General features: G+C 61.8%; 13 protein-coding genes, 1 tRNA gene and 1 other RNA gene. 6 read left to right on the plus strand and 9 right to left on the minus strand.

Annotated elements, in window-relative coordinates; genetic code table 11:
* Positions 1–275: 275 nt before the first annotated feature.
* The 5 genes from BN1724_RS08175 to BN1724_RS08195 all read right to left on the minus strand — a co-directional run bounded on the left by BN1724_RS08175 (position 276) and on the right by BN1724_RS08195 (position 8,117).
* Complete coding sequence (locus tag BN1724_RS08175; RefSeq protein WP_058234956.1) at positions 276–2,459, minus strand: NAD(+) synthase; 2,184 nt, start codon at positions 2,457–2,459, stop codon at positions 276–278.
* Positions 2,460–2,481: 22 nt separating this feature from the next.
* A complete protein-coding gene (recR, locus tag BN1724_RS08180; RefSeq protein WP_058234957.1) occupies positions 2,482–3,075 on the minus strand; it encodes a recombination mediator RecR in 594 nt (197 codons plus the stop codon).
* A 90-nt stretch (positions 3,076–3,165) separates the two neighbouring features.
* The gene (locus tag BN1724_RS08185; RefSeq protein WP_067635256.1) at positions 3,166–6,225 is read right to left on the minus strand and encodes a DNA polymerase III subunit gamma and tau; all 3,060 of its coding nucleotides are present in this window, start codon (positions 6,223–6,225) and stop codon (positions 3,166–3,168) included.
* A 68-nt stretch (positions 6,226–6,293) separates the two neighbouring features.
* Positions 6,294–6,390, minus strand: an RNA gene (gene ffs / locus BN1724_RS08190) — signal recognition particle sRNA small type.
* 200 nt (positions 6,391–6,590) lie between these two features.
* A complete protein-coding gene (locus BN1724_RS08195) occupies positions 6,591–8,117 on the minus strand; it encodes a M20 family metallopeptidase (RefSeq protein WP_084252889.1) in 1,527 nt (508 codons plus the stop codon).
* A gap of 256 nt (positions 8,118–8,373) precedes the next feature.
* Here BN1724_RS08195 and BN1724_RS08200 point away from each other — a divergent pair, with 256 nt between their 5' ends.
* The 4 genes from BN1724_RS08200 to BN1724_RS08210 all read left to right on the plus strand — a co-directional run bounded on the left by BN1724_RS08200 (position 8,374) and on the right by BN1724_RS08210 (position 11,811).
* Entirely contained in the window at positions 8,374–10,038 is a 1,665-nt protein-coding gene (locus tag BN1724_RS08200) for a sodium-dependent transporter (RefSeq protein ID WP_058234958.1), read from the plus strand.
* Between the two features lies 1 nt (position 10,039).
* The gene (locus BN1724_RS12635; RefSeq protein ID WP_084252890.1) at positions 10,040–10,156 is read left to right on the plus strand and encodes a methionine/alanine import family NSS transporter small subunit; all 117 of its coding nucleotides are present in this window, start codon (positions 10,040–10,042) and stop codon (positions 10,154–10,156) included.
* A 109-nt stretch (positions 10,157–10,265) separates the two neighbouring features.
* A tRNA-Ser gene (locus tag BN1724_RS08205) sits at positions 10,266–10,350 on the plus strand.
* Between the two features lie 432 nt (positions 10,351–10,782).
* On the plus strand, positions 10,783–11,811 hold the full coding sequence (locus BN1724_RS08210) for a cation diffusion facilitator family transporter (RefSeq protein WP_084252891.1): 1,029 nt from the start codon (positions 10,783–10,785) through the stop codon (positions 11,809–11,811).
* Positions 11,812–11,858: 47 nt separating this feature from the next.
* Here the strand turns inward: BN1724_RS08210 and BN1724_RS08215 are convergent, their stop codons facing one another.
* The 4 genes from BN1724_RS08215 to putP form a co-directional block, all read right to left on the minus strand.
* Entirely contained in the window at positions 11,859–12,254 is a 396-nt protein-coding gene (locus BN1724_RS08215) for a FeoC-like transcriptional regulator (protein ID WP_058234959.1), read from the minus strand.
* A 10-nt stretch (positions 12,255–12,264) separates the two neighbouring features.
* Positions 12,265–14,268 (minus strand): ferrous iron transport protein B, encoded by a 2,004-nt coding sequence (gene feoB / locus BN1724_RS08220; protein WP_058234960.1) that lies wholly within the window; start codon positions 14,266–14,268, stop codon positions 12,265–12,267.
* A 4-nt stretch (positions 14,269–14,272) separates the two neighbouring features.
* A complete protein-coding gene (locus BN1724_RS08225) occupies positions 14,273–14,506 on the minus strand; it encodes a FeoA family protein (protein ID WP_058234961.1) in 234 nt (77 codons plus the stop codon).
* 436 nt (positions 14,507–14,942) lie between these two features.
* On the minus strand, positions 14,943–16,475 hold the full coding sequence (gene putP, locus BN1724_RS08230; protein ID WP_269447057.1) for a sodium/proline symporter PutP: 1,533 nt from the start codon (positions 16,473–16,475) through the stop codon (positions 14,943–14,945).
* 551 nt (positions 16,476–17,026) lie between these two features.
* On the opposite strand from putP, the gene BN1724_RS08235 reads away from it, so the two are divergent.
* Positions 17,027–17,302: a MoaD/ThiS family protein gene (locus BN1724_RS08235; protein ID WP_058234962.1), complete on the plus strand. Its 276-nt coding sequence runs from the start codon at positions 17,027–17,029 to the stop codon at positions 17,300–17,302.
* A complete protein-coding gene (locus BN1724_RS08240; protein ID WP_058234963.1) occupies positions 17,299–18,546 on the plus strand; it encodes an MFS transporter in 1,248 nt (415 codons plus the stop codon). Before BN1724_RS08235 ends, BN1724_RS08240 begins: the two co-directional genes overlap by 4 nt.
* The last annotated feature ends 183 nt before the right edge of the window (positions 18,547–18,729 follow it).

Below are 18,729 nucleotides of genomic sequence, written 5' to 3' on the forward strand. Positions count from 1 at the left end.
CATGGGGAGGGATGACTCCTGGGTCAGGTCGCCTGCACAGCGCGCCCAGTTTACGACGCCCCGCACCCCGTTTTGCGTTCACGTCCGCCACCGCTATGACATTTCGCTATCGACACTGCGGTATGTAGCCACCGACATTGCGGTATGTAACCACCGACAAGGCCGCGTTTTGCTACCACACGGCGTCATATAGCGATCAGCACTCTAACCTTTAGCGCTCACCGCTGCGGTATGTAACCATCAATGGCTTGTCATACGGCACCATCGGCGGCTTGTCATGCGACAGATTGTTGGGCTGCCCGCATTGCGGCGATCTCGTCCAGCCAGATCCTGGCCCGCGCATCGGACGGCATCCGCCAATCCCCGCGCGGCGACAGCGACCCTCCCGCGAGCACTTTGGGCCCGTTGGGAATGGCAGACCGTTTGAATTGCTGGGATACGAACCGGCGACAGAACACCTCAAGCCAATGGTCAATCTCCTCGCGGGTATAGGCCCGACGATCCGCATCACGATAACCAGGGGGCCAACTTCCTCTCATCTGATCGGACCACGCCGCTTCAGCGAGCAGAGCCGTTTTACGCGGACCATAGCCGCGGCGCAGCAGATAGTAGAGCGCGAAGTCGTGCAGCGCGTACGGCCCGATGGTGTCTTCGGTGGACTGCACCTGCCCACTCTCTCCTGCCGGGATCAGCTCGGGGCTAATTTCCGTGCCGAGAATGGAATCGAGGACATCGACGGTGTCGGTTCCCAGGTCGCCGGTGTCGATCACCCACCGGATGAGATGTTGAATTAGTGTTTTCGGAACCCCAGAGTTCACCGTGTAGTGGGACATGTGATCGCCCACCCCGTACGTACACCAACCGAGTGCGAGTTCGGAAAGATCACCGGTTCCTACGACGATTCCGCCCCGCTGGTTAGCCAAACGGAATAGGTAGTCATAGCGCAGACCAGCTTGCACATTTTCAAAGGTGACGTCGTAGACGGGCTTACCGCGCCCGAAGGGGTGACCCATTTCTTCGAGCATGCGGGTGGCAGCCGGACGAATATCAATGGTTTCAAACGTGACGCCGGTGGCTTCGGCCAGACGCTGAGCGTTGGTGCGGGTGTGGTCACTGGTGGCAAAACCCGGCATGGTGAAGGCGAGAACGTCCCGGGCTGGTCTACCGAGAACCTTCATGGCGCGCAGGATCACCAGTAGGGCGTGAGTGGAGTCGAGCCCTCCGGACAGGCCTATGACGGGACGGGATCCTCCGTCACGATCTCCGCCGATGGACCGCAAGCGTTGCACTAGGCCCGCGACTTGAATCTGGAATGCTTCGTAGCAGTCTTGTGCGAGCCGGTCGGCATCCTGCGGAACGAATGGGAACCGTGCGACGGGGCGCCGCAGCTGTGAACCCCGGGCCAGCGGCCTCCTGTTCGCGCTTTGAGGATCGCGAAGATGCACCTGGATGCGACGATATTCTGCGGTGCGCTGCGCGTGTGTGCGCCGGTTGTCGTCGAAGGTTCCCTGGCGCAGGCGTTCAGCCAGCAGGCGCTCAACGTCAACATCGACGACCGTGGCTCTCGGCCCCGTGGGGAAACGCTCAGTTTCTCCAAGCAGGTCGCCGTTTTCGTACACGAAGGTTTGTCCATCCCAGGCCAGGTCAGTGCTGGATTCTCCCTCCCCTGCGGCGGCAAACACATAGGCAGCCGCGCACCGCGAGGACGCCGACCGGGCCAGCAACTTGCGGTCTTCTGCTTTACCAATTGTGATCGGGGAACCGGACAGGTTTGCGAGCACGCTCGCTCCCGCCAGCGCCGCCTCTGCGCTGGGTGGGATCGGCACCCACATGTCTTCACAAATTTCGACATGGAGTGTGCACCCGTCGATCTCTGCAATATCGAACAGGAGATCTGGGCCGAACGGTACGTCCTGGCCCAAGACCTGGGCTGCGGGGATGGTCTCATCGGGCGACGTGGAGCCAGCAAGTCCCCCGGATGCTGAGGAGGTGGCGGGCACGGGTGCGGACGGAAGGGATATGGCTTGCCCTCGCTGATCGTCGCCGGGCGCATACCATCGCCGCTCATAAAACTCGCGGTAGGTCGGCAGATTCGATTTGGGGATGATTCCGAGCACGGCGCCGCGGTGGAGGACGGCTGCACAGTTGTAGACGCGGTTTTGTTTGACCAGCGGCAGGCCAACGACCACGAGGGGGATGAGATCGATGGTTGCCTGCGCTATCTCTGCGAGCGCGGCCAGTGCCGCTTTCAGCAGGGGCGCCTGCAACACGATGTCATCTAATGAATAGCCGGTGAGGGACAGCTCAGGGAAAACAATCAGGTCAGCGCCTTCTGTGGCGCAGCGACGAATTTCCTGGATGTGCCGGGCGGCGTTGGTGGCGGGATCAGCAAGCGACACCGGAACGGTGACGGCGGCTACCCGGATGAAGCCCTGGTCATAGGCGCAGTCGATACTCACAAACCCAACTTAGCAAGCCGGTCTATACGCTGCGCCGTCCCGCGAACGCACGGCCGAGAGTTAGTTCGTCGGCGTAGTCGAGATCGCCGCCGACGGGCAGCCCAGAGGCGAGTCTGGTGACTGCGATGTCCATCGGGGCGAGCAGGCGCGATATGTAACTCGCTGTGGCTTCCCCTTCGATGTTGGGGTCCAGGGCGAGAATCACCTCGCGGGTTTCACCAGAGCCGAGGCGTGCCATGAGTTCTTTGATTCGCAGGTCGTTGGGGCCGACTCCACCGATGGGGTCGATAGCGCCGCCGAGCACGTGGTACCGCCCTTTAAATTCGCGCAGACGTTCAATGGCGACGACGTCTTTAGATTCCTCCACCACGCAAATTATGTCGTCGGTGCGGCGGGCATCAGCGCAGATCCGGCATCGATTGTCTTGCGCAAATGTTCCGCATACTTCGCAAAACCGCACTTTTTCTTTGGCTGAGATGAGGGCGTCGGCGAGCTTGCGGATCTCTGTGGCGTCGGTGTCCAGCACGTGAAAAGCGAGGCGCTGGGCAGACTTCGGGCCGATGCCCGGCAGTTTGCCGAACTCCTCGATCAGGTCCTGAACTATGCCTTCGTACACGCGTTTAACTTTAAGTCACTCATACGACGATGCGTGCACGCAGCCTGGCTCGGTGTGCACCGCAATGGCAGATGCCTTCTCGGTTTGCCGTCACTCCCCGGGTTTGGTGTCGATCACTTCGAGCACTTTGCCGCCGAGAACTGTGGCGATAACCTCACGACCTGCGGTGATGGCTCCTGGTCCGGCGTCGGCGTCATCAGGGGATGCCCCGCCGGTGGGATCTTCATCCTCGGGTAGAGCCTCCTGCGAACGCAGTGCTTGATGTCTCAGCCCTGCCCGCGCGGATTCTCGGGCGGCTTCTCTGGCGAGCGCTGCCCCGCTCATCCGCGGGGTGGCTGTTGCCGAAGGGTGGACGGAGGTGCTGGGCGTTCCCGCAGACGGTGCGGCAGGTGTCATGGGCGACGACGAGCTCAATGGCGGGGTTGCCGGTGAGTTCAACGCCGAATTCACGGGTCGATTCGCCGGCGGGTTTACGGACTGGGCAGCCTGCGGTTGAGCGTGGCTTTCCTGGGCTACGCGTTGGAGTTCCTGCGCCGCGGCCAGCAGCGCATCGTTGCCGTCGCGGTGGGCTTTGATCGCTGCCCTCAGGGCCGATGCCCCGTGGGTGCGTGGATGGTCTGGGCCGAGACCATCGCGCCCGACTGACTCCGGCAGGGGGCCGCTCCATGCTGACGTCGCCGAACTAGCTGATGATGCCGAACGATTGGCCCGTTGCCCGGCGGCCTGGTCACCGCAGTGGCCGCTAGGGCGGGCACTAGCCTGGGCACTGGGGCGGGCGCTGGCCTGGGCACTGGGCCGCCAATCGTCCTCCGGTGGGGGCAGTTGATCGTCCGGTGGCAGTACCTGGTCGTCCGGTGGCGGCACCTGGTCGTCGAGCGGCGGCACTAGATCATCCGGTATGGGGGACCGGCTATATCGGGGTGTGCCCCCGCGCGGAGGTGAGGCGATCTGCGCGGGTTCGGTCCCGGTGGGTGCAGCCTCAGGCTTGGCTGGGTCAGCCGCCGGCCTCATGGATGCAGCCTCAGGCCTAGCCGGCGCGCTATCGGGCCTTGTGGGTGCGGCCTGTGGTTTAGGGGGTGTGACCTCGGGTGTAGCGGGTGTTGTCTCCGTCCTCGCGGGCGCTGCCTGTCTGCTCGGCACGGCGGACGGGGTCGAACCATCGGCGACCATCGCGGTCACGGTGACGTCGAGGTGCAGGATCTGTCGGACTGCTTGCGCCATATTGTCGGCGGCTGTTCCGCGACCAAATGCGTCAACTAGCCCCTGCGACCGGAAGCCGAGCACGAGCTGCTGACCGTCGAATGCGTGTGGCTGCGCGTTCTGGGAGATCAACGCCCAGGATGGACGCCTAATACCGTGCAAGGCACCCATCAGAGCAGACCAATGTCCGCGCAGTTCCTCGGCGCGGTCAGCCCCAGCACCCGGGGGCGTGGGTGCGGTTGGTGTCACGTCAGCTGGTTGCTGAGCCGAGATATTTTGTCCCTGAGCCGAGCCTCCTTGCGGGGAGGATGAGGTGCCATGCGGCTGAGTAGCCTTGTCGTGCGGGGAGGATGAGTTATCCGATCCGGCGGACGAGCCCGGAATCCGGGCGACTTCACCCCAGCCGTCGTCAAGGGCCTGCTTCGGCGCTTGCGCCGGGGCGGGTGTGCTCGAATGATGTTGTTCCGCGACAGGGTGGCCTGCGGGGGCGGAGACCTGGCTAAGGGCCGACGTGGGCGCGGCGCCCGGGGTTGCTTCCCGGGCTCTACGTGCCGACTCTGCTCGCTCGCGCGCTATCTGACGTGCGCGTTCACGACCCGATACGCCCTGAGCGTTGGACATCTCAGCCGTAGGGGGCGCGGGGGCCACCGGGGAGGCAGAGACCGCAGGGGCCACCGGGGACGCAGGGGCCGCGGTCTGGTTCTGACTGAACGAGGAATCCGGTGCGGAGGATGCTTGACGACCACTACTGCGGCCCGCTCCCGACTCGGCCCCTCTATGCTGAGGCAATCCGGTGGGATGCGATGCACTGGCCAGGCCGTTCGCGGCCATAGCGCCCGCTCCCGGACCGAATGTCGACAGCAGTAGCCGGGCGCACAGCAATTCCAGGTGCAGACGAGGTGAGGTCGCTCCCGTCATCGTGCTCAAAGCGTCATTGACGATATCGCCGCAGCGTGAAAGCTCCGCGGGACCAAAAACTTCAGCCTGAGACATCATGCGCGATAGCTGGTCAGCGGGTACTTCCGGAAGAAGGTCTGCGCCTCGGTCTGGAACCGCCGCCAGAATAATGAGGTCGCGCAGCCGCTCCAGCACATCTTCAACAAAGCGGCGCGGTTCCTGCCCGGAGCCGATCACCTGCTCCACCGCTCCGTACAGAGATGAAGCATCCCCCGCGGCGATAGCTTCGACGGCTCGGTCAAGCAGCTCGGCGTCGGTGAAGCCGAGCAGGGACACCGCCATTGGATAGTCGATGCCTTCGCCCCCGGCACCTGCCATCAGCTGGTCCAGAACCGACAGGGTGTCGCGCGCAGAGCCTCCACCCGCCCGAACCACCAGGGGTAGCACGCCGGTCCCCACGGGAACGCCTTCTTGTGAGCACACCTGTTCGAGATAGGGAGTCAACACCTGGGGCGGAATCAGCCGGAACGGATAGTGGTGGGTGCGCGAGCGGATGGTGCCGATCACCTTGTCTGGTTCCGTGGTCGCGAACACGAATTTCACATGGTCTGGTGGTTCCTCCACCAGCTTGAGCAGGGCGTTAAAGCCCGCTGAGGTCACCATGTGGGCTTCGTCGATGATAAAGATTTTGTACCGGTCGCGGGCCGGGGCGAAGGTTGCACGTTCCCGCAGTTCACGGGCGTCATCGACACCACCGTGGCTGGCCGCGTCAATTTCGACGACATCGAGACTGCCCGGGCCACCGCGCGCAAGATCCCGGCAGGAATCGCAGTGCCCGCAGGGGGTGTCGGTCGGCCCTGCGGCGCAGTTCAGGCAGCGGGCGAGGATCCGGGCCGAGGTGGTTTTCCCGCATCCGCGCGGTCCTGAGAAAAGGTAGGCGTGGCCGATGCGATTGTTGCGCAGGGCTCGCATCAAAGGCTCGGTGACATGGTCCTGACCGATTACATCGGCGAAGGACTCCGGGCGATAGCGACGATACAGAGCGGTGACCACGCCCCAACCCTAGTTCAGCCCACCGACATTCCAACCCTGAGCGTCTCTGCCCGGTCTAGAGGACTCACAAAAAGGACTCCTCGCGCACCTGACAGAGCCCGCCTGCCCTTGCTGCCGTCAGGCCCTGGGGGGATTCAGCGAGATGACACCGCACGAGGAGTCCGAGCACCACTGTACCGAACACTGGAGCTGGAGCAAACTGCGGAAGAGTAATTGTCTAAGCCGTCTGCATAGATCCGCAATGAATCCCGCATGCAGCTCCATCTGGCGCCCAGGCTTCAGATCCGTGCAAGACCCGGTCTAACGGTCCACATCAACCCTATCTAGACCTATTAATCCCATATAGATCTGTTCACTTCGCGCCCTCAGTCGAAGAAGTGCGGCACGTCGATGGCTCCCCCGTCTGCTTCAAATTCGGCGATAACGCGGGCGGCAAGGTCGTCATCCCGCAGGAAATCGAGGGCGGTCACGGCGAGTCCGAAAGCCGCGTCTGCGATGGCGCGGTGGGCATGCTCGGTGGCGGCAGCCTGTGCGAACTCGGGGGTGTGTAGGCCACAGGGGGCGCCACCGGTGATCCCGATCAGGGGATGTATGCCCGGCACACGAAAACTCACGTTGCCAAAATCGGTCGAGGCCAAAGTGGTGCGGGGGGCAGCGTGCTCAGATAGCGGGGTGCGGCCGCGGCGTTGCTGAGCGCGGACCCAGCGCGAGGTGAGCGCACTGTTTGTGCGCACAGGCAGCGATGGGTGGCAGCGATCCCAGGCGAGGTCGAGTCCGCATCCCGTCATGAGCGCTGCTCCGCGGGCGACATCTTCCACGCGCTGGGAGAGCTCGCGCAGGGTTTCGGGGTAGAGCGAGCGCACGTAGAGGTCGAGCACGGCGCGATCTGGGATGACGCTCGCCCGGTCGCCGCCTTCTCTGATCACGGCGTGCAGACGGTCGCACGGCGGCATTTGCTGCCGGAGCAGACCGAGCCCTTGATACATGAGGGAAGCGGCGTCGAGCGCATTGCGACCCATGAAGGGCTGGGCTGAGGCGTGGGCCGATAACCCATGAAAGACGACACTGAGGACTCGTCGCCCGAGCCAGGGTTGGGAGGCGATGTCCTGGGCGAAGGGGTGAACCATAATCGCGGCATCGAGACCGTCGAAAGCGCCAGCTCGAGCCATCACCTCTTTACCGGTGTGACCCTCTTCGGCGGGGGTGCCCAGGTATACAACGCGACCGGGAATCGCGCCGGGGTGGGTCCGTTCTAGCTCGACGAGCGCAAGAAATGCCCCGAGACCAGCGGTTGCGATGACGTTGTGTCCACAGGCGTGCCCGATCTGCGGGAGCGCATCGTATTCGGAGAGCACGGCGATACTCCGCTGAGATGGAGGGACCGGGTCGCTCACCGATGCGACGCCGGTCAACTCTGCTCGCAACGCGGTGTCACAGTCGTGGGCGCCGGTGCGTACGGCGATGTCATGACCGGCGAGGACCTCCGCGATGCGGGCTGCTGAGCGATGTTCTTCAAAGGCGGTTTCAGGATGGGCATGGAGGTCGTCGGACAGTGCCACGAGCTCGTCACGCAGACCGTCGACGATCTGTTCGATCAGATCTACGACGTCTGCGGGCGCTCCGGTGTAATCCTGAACGTCGTCGAGAGAACCATTGATGGCCCCGGATATGCCACTCCCTTCAGAGTGGCAGGGATCCTCAGCTGCTTTGGTCGCGGGCCCAAGATCGCGTTCAACCTGGGCGCTTCGAGCCGAAACGATCCGTAGATAGGTATCCGATACGGGGACGGGATCTGGGCCGATGATCACGCGTGTCTCCCGTGGCGATTCGTGGGGAGTGCTCGTCGTTTTGTGGTCGCGATGGCTGGCGCAGGCGGGATCGTCGTCGTTCATGCGGCCAGGGTAACGCCTCCTCATCGCATGCCGGGGGTCACATGACAATCCGCCCGGCACATGCGAACTCTCTGAGATATTTCACCATTCGAGACGGCCGCACTCCACCTGGCGGACACGATGGATACTGTGTGGTCTCCTCGGGACCACGACGACGGATCCGGGGCGGTCCAATCCAGCGACCGACTGCCCCGTGAGTCGGCCACTCCCCCGGAAACCCGCCCCATCGTTGAGCTTCTCGATAGGACTTACCCTCATGACGGCTTCTTCGCCCGCGGCTCCGCGCGCTAATCGCGGTGCCTTCGCCGGACGCTCCGCGTTCATCTTCGCCGCGATCGGCTCCGCTGTCGGTCTCGGCAATATCTGGCGCTTCCCGTACGTCGCCTATGAAAACGGTGGCGGGGCCTTCATGATTCCCTACCTGGTCGCACTGCTGACCGCCGGGATTCCGCTGCTATTTATTGATTACGCAATCGGTCACCGCTGGCGTTCCTCGCCCCCGCTCGCCTATCGGCGTCTCGCCCGTAAAACCGAGGCGATCGGCTGGTGGCAGGTATTGGTCAGCTTTGTGATCGCCGTGTACTACGCGGTGATTATTGCCTGGGCTGCCAGCTACATGGTCTTTTCTTTCACCAAGGCCTGGGGTGATGATCCCGGCACCTTCTTCAAATCCACCTACACCCAGTCGGTGGATAGTGCCCATGCGAGCATCGGTTTCGACATCGTGCCCGGCGTCATGATTCCGTTGGTGCTGGTATGGATTGCCTGCATCCTGGTGCTTGCACTCGGAGTTCAAAAGGGCATCGGGGCATCCTCGACAATCTTCATCCCGATCCTGATGGTGCTGTTCTTGATTCTGGTCGTGCAGTCCCTATTCCTTCCGGGCGCATCGAAAGGTCTTGAGGCCTTGTTCACCCCGAACTGGGAATCGCTGACCAAACCGGCTGTCTGGGCGGCAGCGTACGGGCAGATCTTCTTCTCCCTGTCGGTTGCGTTTGGCATCATGCTCACCTATTCGTCGTACCTGAAGAAGAAAACCGACCTCACCGGGTCGGGCCTGGTGGTCGGTTTCGCCAACTCGTCCTTCGAGGTACTGGCCGGCATTGGCGTTTTCGCCGCGCTCGGTTTCATGGCCACCTCGTCGGGCCAGCCTGTGTCCGACGTTGCACAAAGCGGCATTGGCCTCGCTTTCATTGCTTTCCCGACGATCATCAACCAGGCTCCGGCCGGGGTTTTGCTCGGGGTGCTGTTCTTTGCCTCGCTACTGCTCGCCGGTTTCACCTCCATCATCTCGATCTTGGAAGTTGTGATCTCAGCGATACAGGACAAGCTGGGGCTCAGCCGGATCACCGGAACCGTCGTGGTGTGCGTGCCAATGGCGATCATCTCGCTCTTACTGTTCCCGACCACCACCGGCCTGAACTTGCTGGATGTGATCGACCACTTCGTCAACTACTTCGGTATCGTGGCTATCGCTTTGGTCTCCACCGTTGCCCTGGCCTACGGGGTGCGTGCGTTGCCCACCCTGCGCGACCATCTCAACGCGCGCGGTTCGTTCAAGGTGGGTCGTATCTGGATGCTGCTGGTCGGTGTGGTCAGCCCGATCCTGCTGGTCATAATCCTGGGCGGCGACCTCACTCACACCCTGAGGGATGGCTACGGCGATATGCCCACCTGGTTCGTCGGCGTCTTCGGTTGGGGTCTGGCGGCTCTGCTGATTGTTTTGTCGATCTGCCTATCTTTGGTGCCGTGGTCGCGTCGCTCGAATCACGATACTCTCGATAGTGATGGCGATCCGATCCCCGACCCGGTAATCCCGGGCAAGGGGCTTCAGGAGCTTGGGGTTGCAGCGCCCGCAGCTGAGGCGTCTGCGGCCAAAGCGCCCGCTGCTACCACCTCGACCAGCGGAAAGGAAGGCTGAGATGTCCGGAATCTCAATTGCGATGATGTTCGTCGCCATAGTCACCGTGTGGGGCGGCCTCGTCGCGGCCATTGTGAACCTGCTGCGTCACCCTGAAGAGCCCGACCAGAAGCTGTGACCTTGATCCCGCCGCGCCACCTGCGGTTCCGCTGCTCACAGCAGATCAGGTACACTTCTAAACGCTCTAGGAGATCTTGTGAGTTCATCACGTGATCAACCAGGGCACTGGAGGATTCGCCTAGCGGCCTATGGCGCACGCCTGGAACGCGTGTTGGGTTAACGCCCTCGGGGGTTCAAATCCCCCATCCTCCGCAGTCGGTCCGGCTCCACCTCGCAAGGTGGGGCCGGACTTTTCATATGTGGCGCCCACCCAGGGCGACATGCTTCCCCGCGTATCAGCGTGCTTCTTTATCACCATCGATCAATTTATGAGCAGAATTCATTACTCACCCGGGGTTGAACGGGTTCTTTCATAACCGCATCCGGGTTATTAAGACCTCCGCTTTTCCTGCCGCTCGCCGACCATTGGCGAACAGGGCACTTCCGTCATCGCGTGCGCTATCTTTATTACCTGCCTTCTCGACATCATGCACATTATCGTCATGACACACATTGACACAGTGCATTCCCAGACTGATCACGCTAATCACATTACCTAGACAATAATGATTCTCATATCGTAAATATTTAAGGCCACATGCACTGACTCTTTTATGAGCTGTGAGCTCATGGCATCCTAAGTAAATGCCCACAGCATCTCCGGCGGAGCCATCTCACAGCGATACACCCACCTGCAATTCCGAGCAGCTCCGGGGCGCTCACAGCCCGCACCGCTCGTCGAACCACGGCCACACCCACACCCACACCCATTCCCATTCGCATTCGCATTCGCATTCAGGTTCGCCGCGTCGGCTGATCCTGGTTGCGGTACTCACGGCCAGCGTGTTCGTGGTCGAGGTCATCGGCGCCCTGCTCACCGGGTCGCTGGCTCTGCTGACCGACGCGGGCCACATGATGACCGATGTGATTGGCCTCGGCATCGCCGCTATGGCTGCGCACCTCGCCACCCGGCCCGCCGATGATCGACGCACCTGGGGATTTTTACGGGCCGAAGTTCTAGGGGCCGGTATTCAGGCGACCATCTTGCTGGGGGTCGGTATCTATGCCGTCATCGAAGGTATCCAGCGCTTGTTTTCCCCGGAACCGATTACCTCCTGGGGTCTGCTGATCTTTGGCATTATCGGACTCACGGTCAATATTGTCGCGGTCTTTTTGCTGAGCACATCGAAGGATTCATCCTTAAATTTGCGGGCTGCATTTTTGGAAGTGGTTGCCGATGCCCTCGGATCAGTAGCGGTCATTGTTGCGGCACTTGTGATGGCACTGACCGGGTGGGAGCAGGCTGATGCAGTTGCCGGGTTGATTATTGCCGCGCTGATTATTCCGCGCGCTCTGTCGATCCTCCGCGAAAGCGCAAGCGTTCTCATGGAGTCCACTCCCGCGGGGATCGATGTGGAGGAGTTGCGCCACCATCTGTTAGAGCGGCCACGGGTTTTGGCGGTACACGACTTGCACGTCTCCCGAATCTCAACCAACCTGCCTGTGTTGAGCGGACATGTCACGGTCGAGGACGAATGCTTTTATGACGGGTCAATTCCCGCGTTGCTCGACGAGCTGCAAGCGTGCCTAGCCGGGCATTTTGATGTGGAGCACTCTACGTTCCAGATTGAGCCCGCGCGACACCGAGGTCACGAAAATCTCGGGCATAGCTAAGGCGTCTCTCATGCAAATCCCCCGCGCCCGCAGACAGTTAAGTCGAGCTATCGCCGTCTGATGAGGCGCAACGAGACCGGTCCGCGACGACGCGGGGCGGTCGCCTCACCCTCGGATACACCGTTGCCGCAGCAGGAGGATCCAGGAGCGTTATCGGATGCCGATGCGCACGAGCCGCACCCTCCGGACGGGCAGGAACCTGAAGGAATCGTGCGGTCGAGCCGCCCCATCCGAGCAAGTTGATCCAGGGCTGCTGCCACGGTCGCCGCCGATAGACCGGTGCGCCGGGACACATCCTGTCCGGTGGCCGCCCCCATGGTGACGGCGGTCCACACTTGGCTGAGCACTCCCCCGCCGCCGGATATTCCTGCACCACCAGGCATTCTTCCGTCACCAGGCATTCTTCCGTCGATCCCGGCGCTTTCGGGGCGTAGGTTATTCATCGTCGATCCTTCACCACAGCAGGCGTCCGATTTGGAAAATGGCCACCGCAAGCGTCCAGGCAACCACCAGTTGCAGTCCGACGCCGATCAGCGTCCACCGCCAACCAATTTCCCGCCACTGAGCGGCAATGGTGGCGACACACGGGGTATAGGCAAGCAGGAACACCATAAAGGCCCAGGCAGCGGGAATAGCTGCGCCGTGAGAGGACTTCTCGAAGGTCTCCCGCACATCCTGGGCGAGCGGACTCTTGCGCCGCTCAACATCATCGAGGTCAGAAGGGTCTTCAACCGCGTAGGTCTGAGCCCACGAGGACACCACGGCTTCTTTAGCAACGAAACCGGTCACCAGGGCGCCGGTGGTGCGCCAGTCATCAAATCCAGCCGGGGCGAAGATCGGGGAAATAGCGCCGGAGACGGTGGCGTACACCGAGTCTTCAGGGGGCACCTCGCCAAAGGGGGCGTCACCGCGCACCGGGATAGCTTGGAGCGCGAACACGACAACCACCGTGGCCACGATAATGCCGCCCGCGGTTTTGAGGAACGCATAGGTTTTCACCCAGGTGGCCTGGACAATCAGGCGCAGCACGGGGATCTGGTAGGTGGGTAGGTCCAACACGAGCGGGCTAGAACCCATCGTGCGCCACAGCGTTGAACGCAGCAGCAGTCCCACGACGACCACGAGCGCCACCGAGATCACGTACATTGCCCACACCACGGTCCCCGCATGGTCCGGGAAGAATGTGCTGGCGACCATCAGATATACGGTGAGGCGAGCGCTGCACGAGGTGAACGGGATCAGCAGTGCGGTCAGCAGGCGTTGGCGGGCGTTGGGCAGTACTCGAGTGGCGGCAATCGCCGGAACGTTGCACCCAAAACCGACGATGATCGGCAAAAATGCTTTACCGGGCAGGCCAATCATGCGCATGAGCCGGTCGGCGACAACCGCTGCGCGGGCCATGTAGCCGGAGTCTTCCAGCAGTGCCAGTGCTAGGAACATGATGATCATCAGCGGGACGAAGGTCAGCACCATCCCGACACCTGCGATGAGCCCGTTTTCGACGAAGCCGGTGATGATGGGGTTACCGAGCCCGAGGGCTTTTAGCCATCCATCAACGGTGGAGGTTACCGGACCGGAGAAGAAGGTATCTAGCCAGTCTTGCAGCGGGGAAGCAACCCGAGTCGTGAGCTGGAAAACGCACCACATCACGCCGAGGAAGATCAGCGGCCCGAGGACGGGGTTCAAGATGATGCGGTCGACTCGTTCGCTGACGGTGGCGCGCACTGTTTCGGCGCGGACGGTTGCCGCCTGCACGGCCTCATCGACCCAGGAGAATCGGTTATCGGCCAGAGCGAAGTCATCCTCATCCTGGGACGGCGCAGCGGGGGCATCGGTAGCGGGTCCGTCGGTCGCAGATGCCGCCGCTGTGATCCGTGGGGAAAACGGTTCCCGGGAGAGCGTTTGCCCGATGAGCGTGGCGAGCTGATCCAGGCCGGTTCGGCGGCGCGGATCGACCGGGGCGACGGGGCAGCCGAGGCGCTTAGACAGTACCTCGGGGTCGTATTCGAGCTGACGACGTGAGGCAACGTCATTCATGGTCATCGCGATGACGACCCGGTACGAGGTTTCCCTAATCTGCGCGGCGAGGTAGAGCGAACGGGCCAGGTTAGAGGCGTCGGCCACAACGACGACCAGGTCGGGCCGCTCCTCTACGGGGCGTTCGATGAGTAGCTCGCGGGTGAGTTCTTCGTCTGGGGAGAGCGGGTCTAGCGAGTAGGCCCCGGGGAAGTCGATGGCATCGACGACTCGTCCGCAGGGCAGTTTCCAGGCGCCACGCCCAATTTCAACGCTGGTGCCGGGCCAGTTCCCGACCGAGCGGCGCGCACCGGTGAGAGTGTTGAACAGAGTGGATTTCCCGACGTTGGGGGCACCGACAAAGGCCACCACGGCGCTGCCTGCGGGGGCTACGGTAAGTGCCCCGTCGCCGTGGCAGGACGGGGTTTGTGCTTTGGCCACGTGGTCAGCCCTTCCCGGCGATGCGCAGTGCCGCGCAGGTGCGGCGGTCCAGAGCGACTCTGCTCGATCCGATTCCGATCAGGCGTCCGCCGCCGGGGGTGCGCTGAATTGCGCGCACGCTGACACCGGTGCGCAATCCGAGTTCTGCAAGGCGGCGACGAAAGCCTGCGTCGACCTGGGGGTGGCCGAGTGTGACCAGCTCGTCGAAGTGCACGTCGAGAAGAGTGGTGGCGGACATGTTGACAGGATAAGGCACGCCTTACCTATCCACGAGGGTTGAGATCGCAATGTGATCGAGCATCCTAAATAGGATCGGCACCGTATTAATCGCGAACTCGCGGGGGTCGAAGCGCCGCTTTAATAGCTGACATCCACCACTCAAAATACGACTCTAGCTGCGGGTTTGCCCGCACCCTCGAGGGCCACGCAGCACATATGGAAGCTTTTAAGACTTTGACAAGAACTGTACTTAATCAAGTTTATTGCGGGGTAACTGTTAATTCCTGCGACTCTCCCAGCATTCCAAGGTCTCGCACCCCTGAACTCCCGTTTGCCCTGAAGCATCTGGCGCTCCTGAAGAATCTGCTAGCTCCAAGGTGTCTGCTGCCAGCCCCAAGGCGTCTGCTGCCAGCCCCAAGGCGTCTGCTGCCAACCCCAAGGCGCCCGCCCCAGCCTTAGGCTTTTGCACCTTTTCGGTCAAGGGCCGCTATCATGCGGTCGAAATCATCACCATCAGGATGGGCCGCAGCCCCTCCCGGGCGCGGCTTCCAGGTCAGCCAGCTCACCACGACCGCAAGCACCAGACACACGAGAAAACCCGGCACAATTTCATACAGGGCCCCGTCGAGCATCCCGAAAAGATTAGCCGCAGGCGTGCTCTTCCAGGTAAATACAACTACCGCACCCGCGACCATCCCGACCAGCGCTCCGGCCGCCGTCAACTTCCGCCAGTACAGCGACAGCAGGATGATCGGACCAAACGCCGCACCAAAACCAGCCCAGGCGAAACTAACCAGATCCAGAATTGTTTTGTTTCGCTCCCACGCCAGTAAAGCCGCCACAATAGCCACCACGAACACGCCACCACGACCTAGCCACAAGCTACGACGCGCCGAAAACGTCTTCCCCGACAGGCCCACCAAGTCCTCAACCAGCGCAGACGAGCACACAATCAGCTGCGACGAAATGGTCGACATAATCGCAGCCAGCACCGCCGCCAACACCACCCCAGCCACAAACGGATTGAACAAGATCTGAGCGAGATCCAAGAACACCGCTTCTTTATCGCTGAGATGCAGCTCCGGGTGCAGATGGAAATACGCGATCCCCGCCATCGCGGTGGCAGTCGCCCCGGCCACGCAAAGCACCATCCACCCGATACCAAACCGGCGCCCCACCTTAGCTTCACGCGATGACCGCAACGCCATAAACCGGATGATGATGTGCGGCTGCCCAAAATAACCGAGACCCCACGCCAACGAGGACACCACCCCTGCCACGGTCGCGCCCGCCACCAGCGAAGTAAAAGTCGGGTTCACCTGGGAAATCGCGTGAATCATGGGGCCCGGCCCGCCGACAGCGGCAATTGCCGCCACGGGAACCAGGATGAGGGCGCTCATCATAATGAGCCCTTGCGCAACGTCGGTGTAGGTGGCACCCAAAAAACCACCGAACAGCGTGTAGCACACGGTCACACCCGCCACAACCAGCAACCCGGTGTGGTAGGTCCCCCCAAATGTCGACTGGAAGAACACACCCCCGGCAACCATGCCGGAGGACACGTAGAAGGTGAAGAAGACCAGGATGACCAGTCCGGCCACAATGCGCAGCAAGCGGGAACGGTCATGCAGACGGTTCTCTAGAAAGGTGGGAACGGTAATCGCGTTCCCTGCGATTTGGGTGAACTCTCGCAACCTGGGCGCAACAAAGGTCCAGTTCAACCAGGCGCCGACGGTCAAACCGATCGCGATCCAACCTTCCACCAACCCAGAGGCATACAGCGCACCCGGCAGCCCCATGAGCAACCAGCCCGACATGTCCGACGCCCCGGCAGACAACGCCGCAGTGAAGGGACTGAGTCCGCGCCCACCAAGCATGTAGTCATCCCCGGTGGCTGTTTTGCGAAAGGCATACAAACCAATCAGCAGCATCGCAAGGAAATACAGACCAATCGCGATGGCCTTGGGAAGAAGATCCGAATCCGTCACAGGCACCTCCGTTGGCGACGAGTGCGCTCACCGCTCGGCGACGCGTTGGACACTCTAGCGGAATCTTGACATCAAGACTCTCGAACGGACGGAAGATGAGAGAAGGTGGGGATCAGGAGTTGAGTTGAGGAAGCCGAGTGGGCTGCTGTAGGTGCGTACCGGGAGAGTTTGCTCGTGGGATCAAACGGAGCCGGCCGGAGGTCAGTAGGCGGGAGAATGAACGACGCCGGTCGGCATTCAGGCCCTACCTCCAGGGGAACTGCCAGCTGTCACCTTGCCATCGGTGACCCCTTAAGGAACGAGCAGGTTGCAAAACGTGCATCGTGGTGAAACCTCCTATCACCGTACTTTCGTTCTACTACACGGCATGGAAAACCAGGTTTCCGAATCGCGCCTGATTACGACTCGATGCACCGTGACATGTCATGGGAATTCATGAAAGACATTTGTTGTAATTCGAGTCTCCCCGTAGGCTAACTCTTGTCATCGTTCCGGAATGTTTTCCCTGAGCACGATCCGGGCACAGTTCGCCCACCGGACGGAGGTGTGAAATGAGCACCCACGCCGTCTCCATCACCTTCGCCTTGGCAAACAGTACTGGCGCCCCGCAGCGGCTCAACGTGGATGGGGAATCGGTCACTGAACTCCTGCAGCAGCTCACGCGAGCGCATCCGAGTTTGCGGCAGCCACTCACCCCGGTTGATGGGCACCTACCAAAGTACATCCGGATCGTCGTTGATGGGGTTAGCTGCAGCGATGCACGCCATGATGAGGTCCTGAAACCTGATGCTCAGGTGATGATCATGTCGGCGGTCGCCGGAGGATGAGTACTGACGCCGAGACACCGCGGGGGTCGGCGCTGCGTCTGCTCACAAGGAATCCCCGTTTTGCCCGGGTCGCTCTGGCCCAGGCGATCAACAGTTTTGGCTCGTCCATGGCACCCATCGCTTTAGCGTTCGCGGCGCTGGATCGCGGATCCGGACTTGGTGGGCTCGCGCTTATTCTGACCGCCACAGCTTTGGGGCCCGCGATCATGACGATCATCGGTGGCGTCGCCGCAGATCATGGGAACCGGGCACGCTTGATCCTAGGATCCCGCGGCGTCTGCGGCTTGCTGCAGACCGCAACCGCCGTCCTGGTCCTGAGCGGGCTCTCCAGCCCATGGTCGTTAGCGCTGCTCAGTTTCGCCATGTCGTCACTGTCCTCGTACACGATTCCTGCGGCACGAGCGCTGGTTCGCGACCTGGTGGACGGAGAGGAGTTACAGCGAGGCACCGCGGTCATGAGCCTGTGCATCGATACCGCGCGGCTGCTCGGCCCCGGCCTGGCTGGGATCCTCCTCGCCGTCATTCCCAACGGAGCGGTCCTGCTCATCGACGCCTCCACGTTCTTCATCTCTGCGGCGCTGATTCTCAAGATCAGACTCGACCCTCTGCCTGCCAGAAAGGCCACGGCGTGGCAACAGCTACTCGGTGGGATCAGCTACTCAATGGGGCATCGGTGGCTCTGGGTCACCGCGATCTGCGGCATGTTCATTAACGGTGCATGGATGGCTGGTTACCAGCTTCTGGGGCCACAACTGGCGCATACCGATTATGGCGGGCCAGCCTTTTGGGGGCTTTGCGGAACCGCATATACGGCGGGGTTGCTTCTCGGCGGAATCCTGGCCCTGAAGATCCAGACGAAGCAACCGATCATCGCTTCCGTCTTCGCCTCTACCGGACTCGCACTGCCCCTGGTGGCACTCGGTCTTCATATGCCGGGTGTCCTCGTCGTCATCTCCCTGGCTTTGGCATCGGCGCTTTTAGCATTAGCCATGACGTGGTGGTCGTCGGGAGTCCCTGCCTTGGTCGACCGAGAGCATCTCGCCCGGACCTTCGCTTTCAACTCTGCCATTGAGCTCGGAGGCGTGCCTTTGGCCTACGCTGCCGTCGGAACCACCCACGTGGTCATCAACATCCAAGCACCAGCATCTGAGCTTGCAGCCGCAGTGGTCATCGTGATCGCTAGCGCAATCAACCTGTTAGCCCTATATAGATTCGCTCGCCCCGAAAAACTGCCACGGCCTTGAGACATCGGCCGAAAAGGCGAGAGAACGGTTAATCCGAGGACGGCTTCGCGGACACAAAACCGACTCTTCATAGGTAGGGGCAGACCTGGGAAGGACCATAATCACTGCACCTTCTTCGCGCTCTTCTGTTCAAGTCCGAACGACTGGACCAGGCCAAGCAGGTTGTCACGCCCAGACTCCAGG

The organism is Devriesea agamarum (assembly GCF_900070355.1).
Lineage (GTDB): Bacteria > Actinomycetota > Actinomycetes > Actinomycetales > Dermabacteraceae > Devriesea > Devriesea agamarum.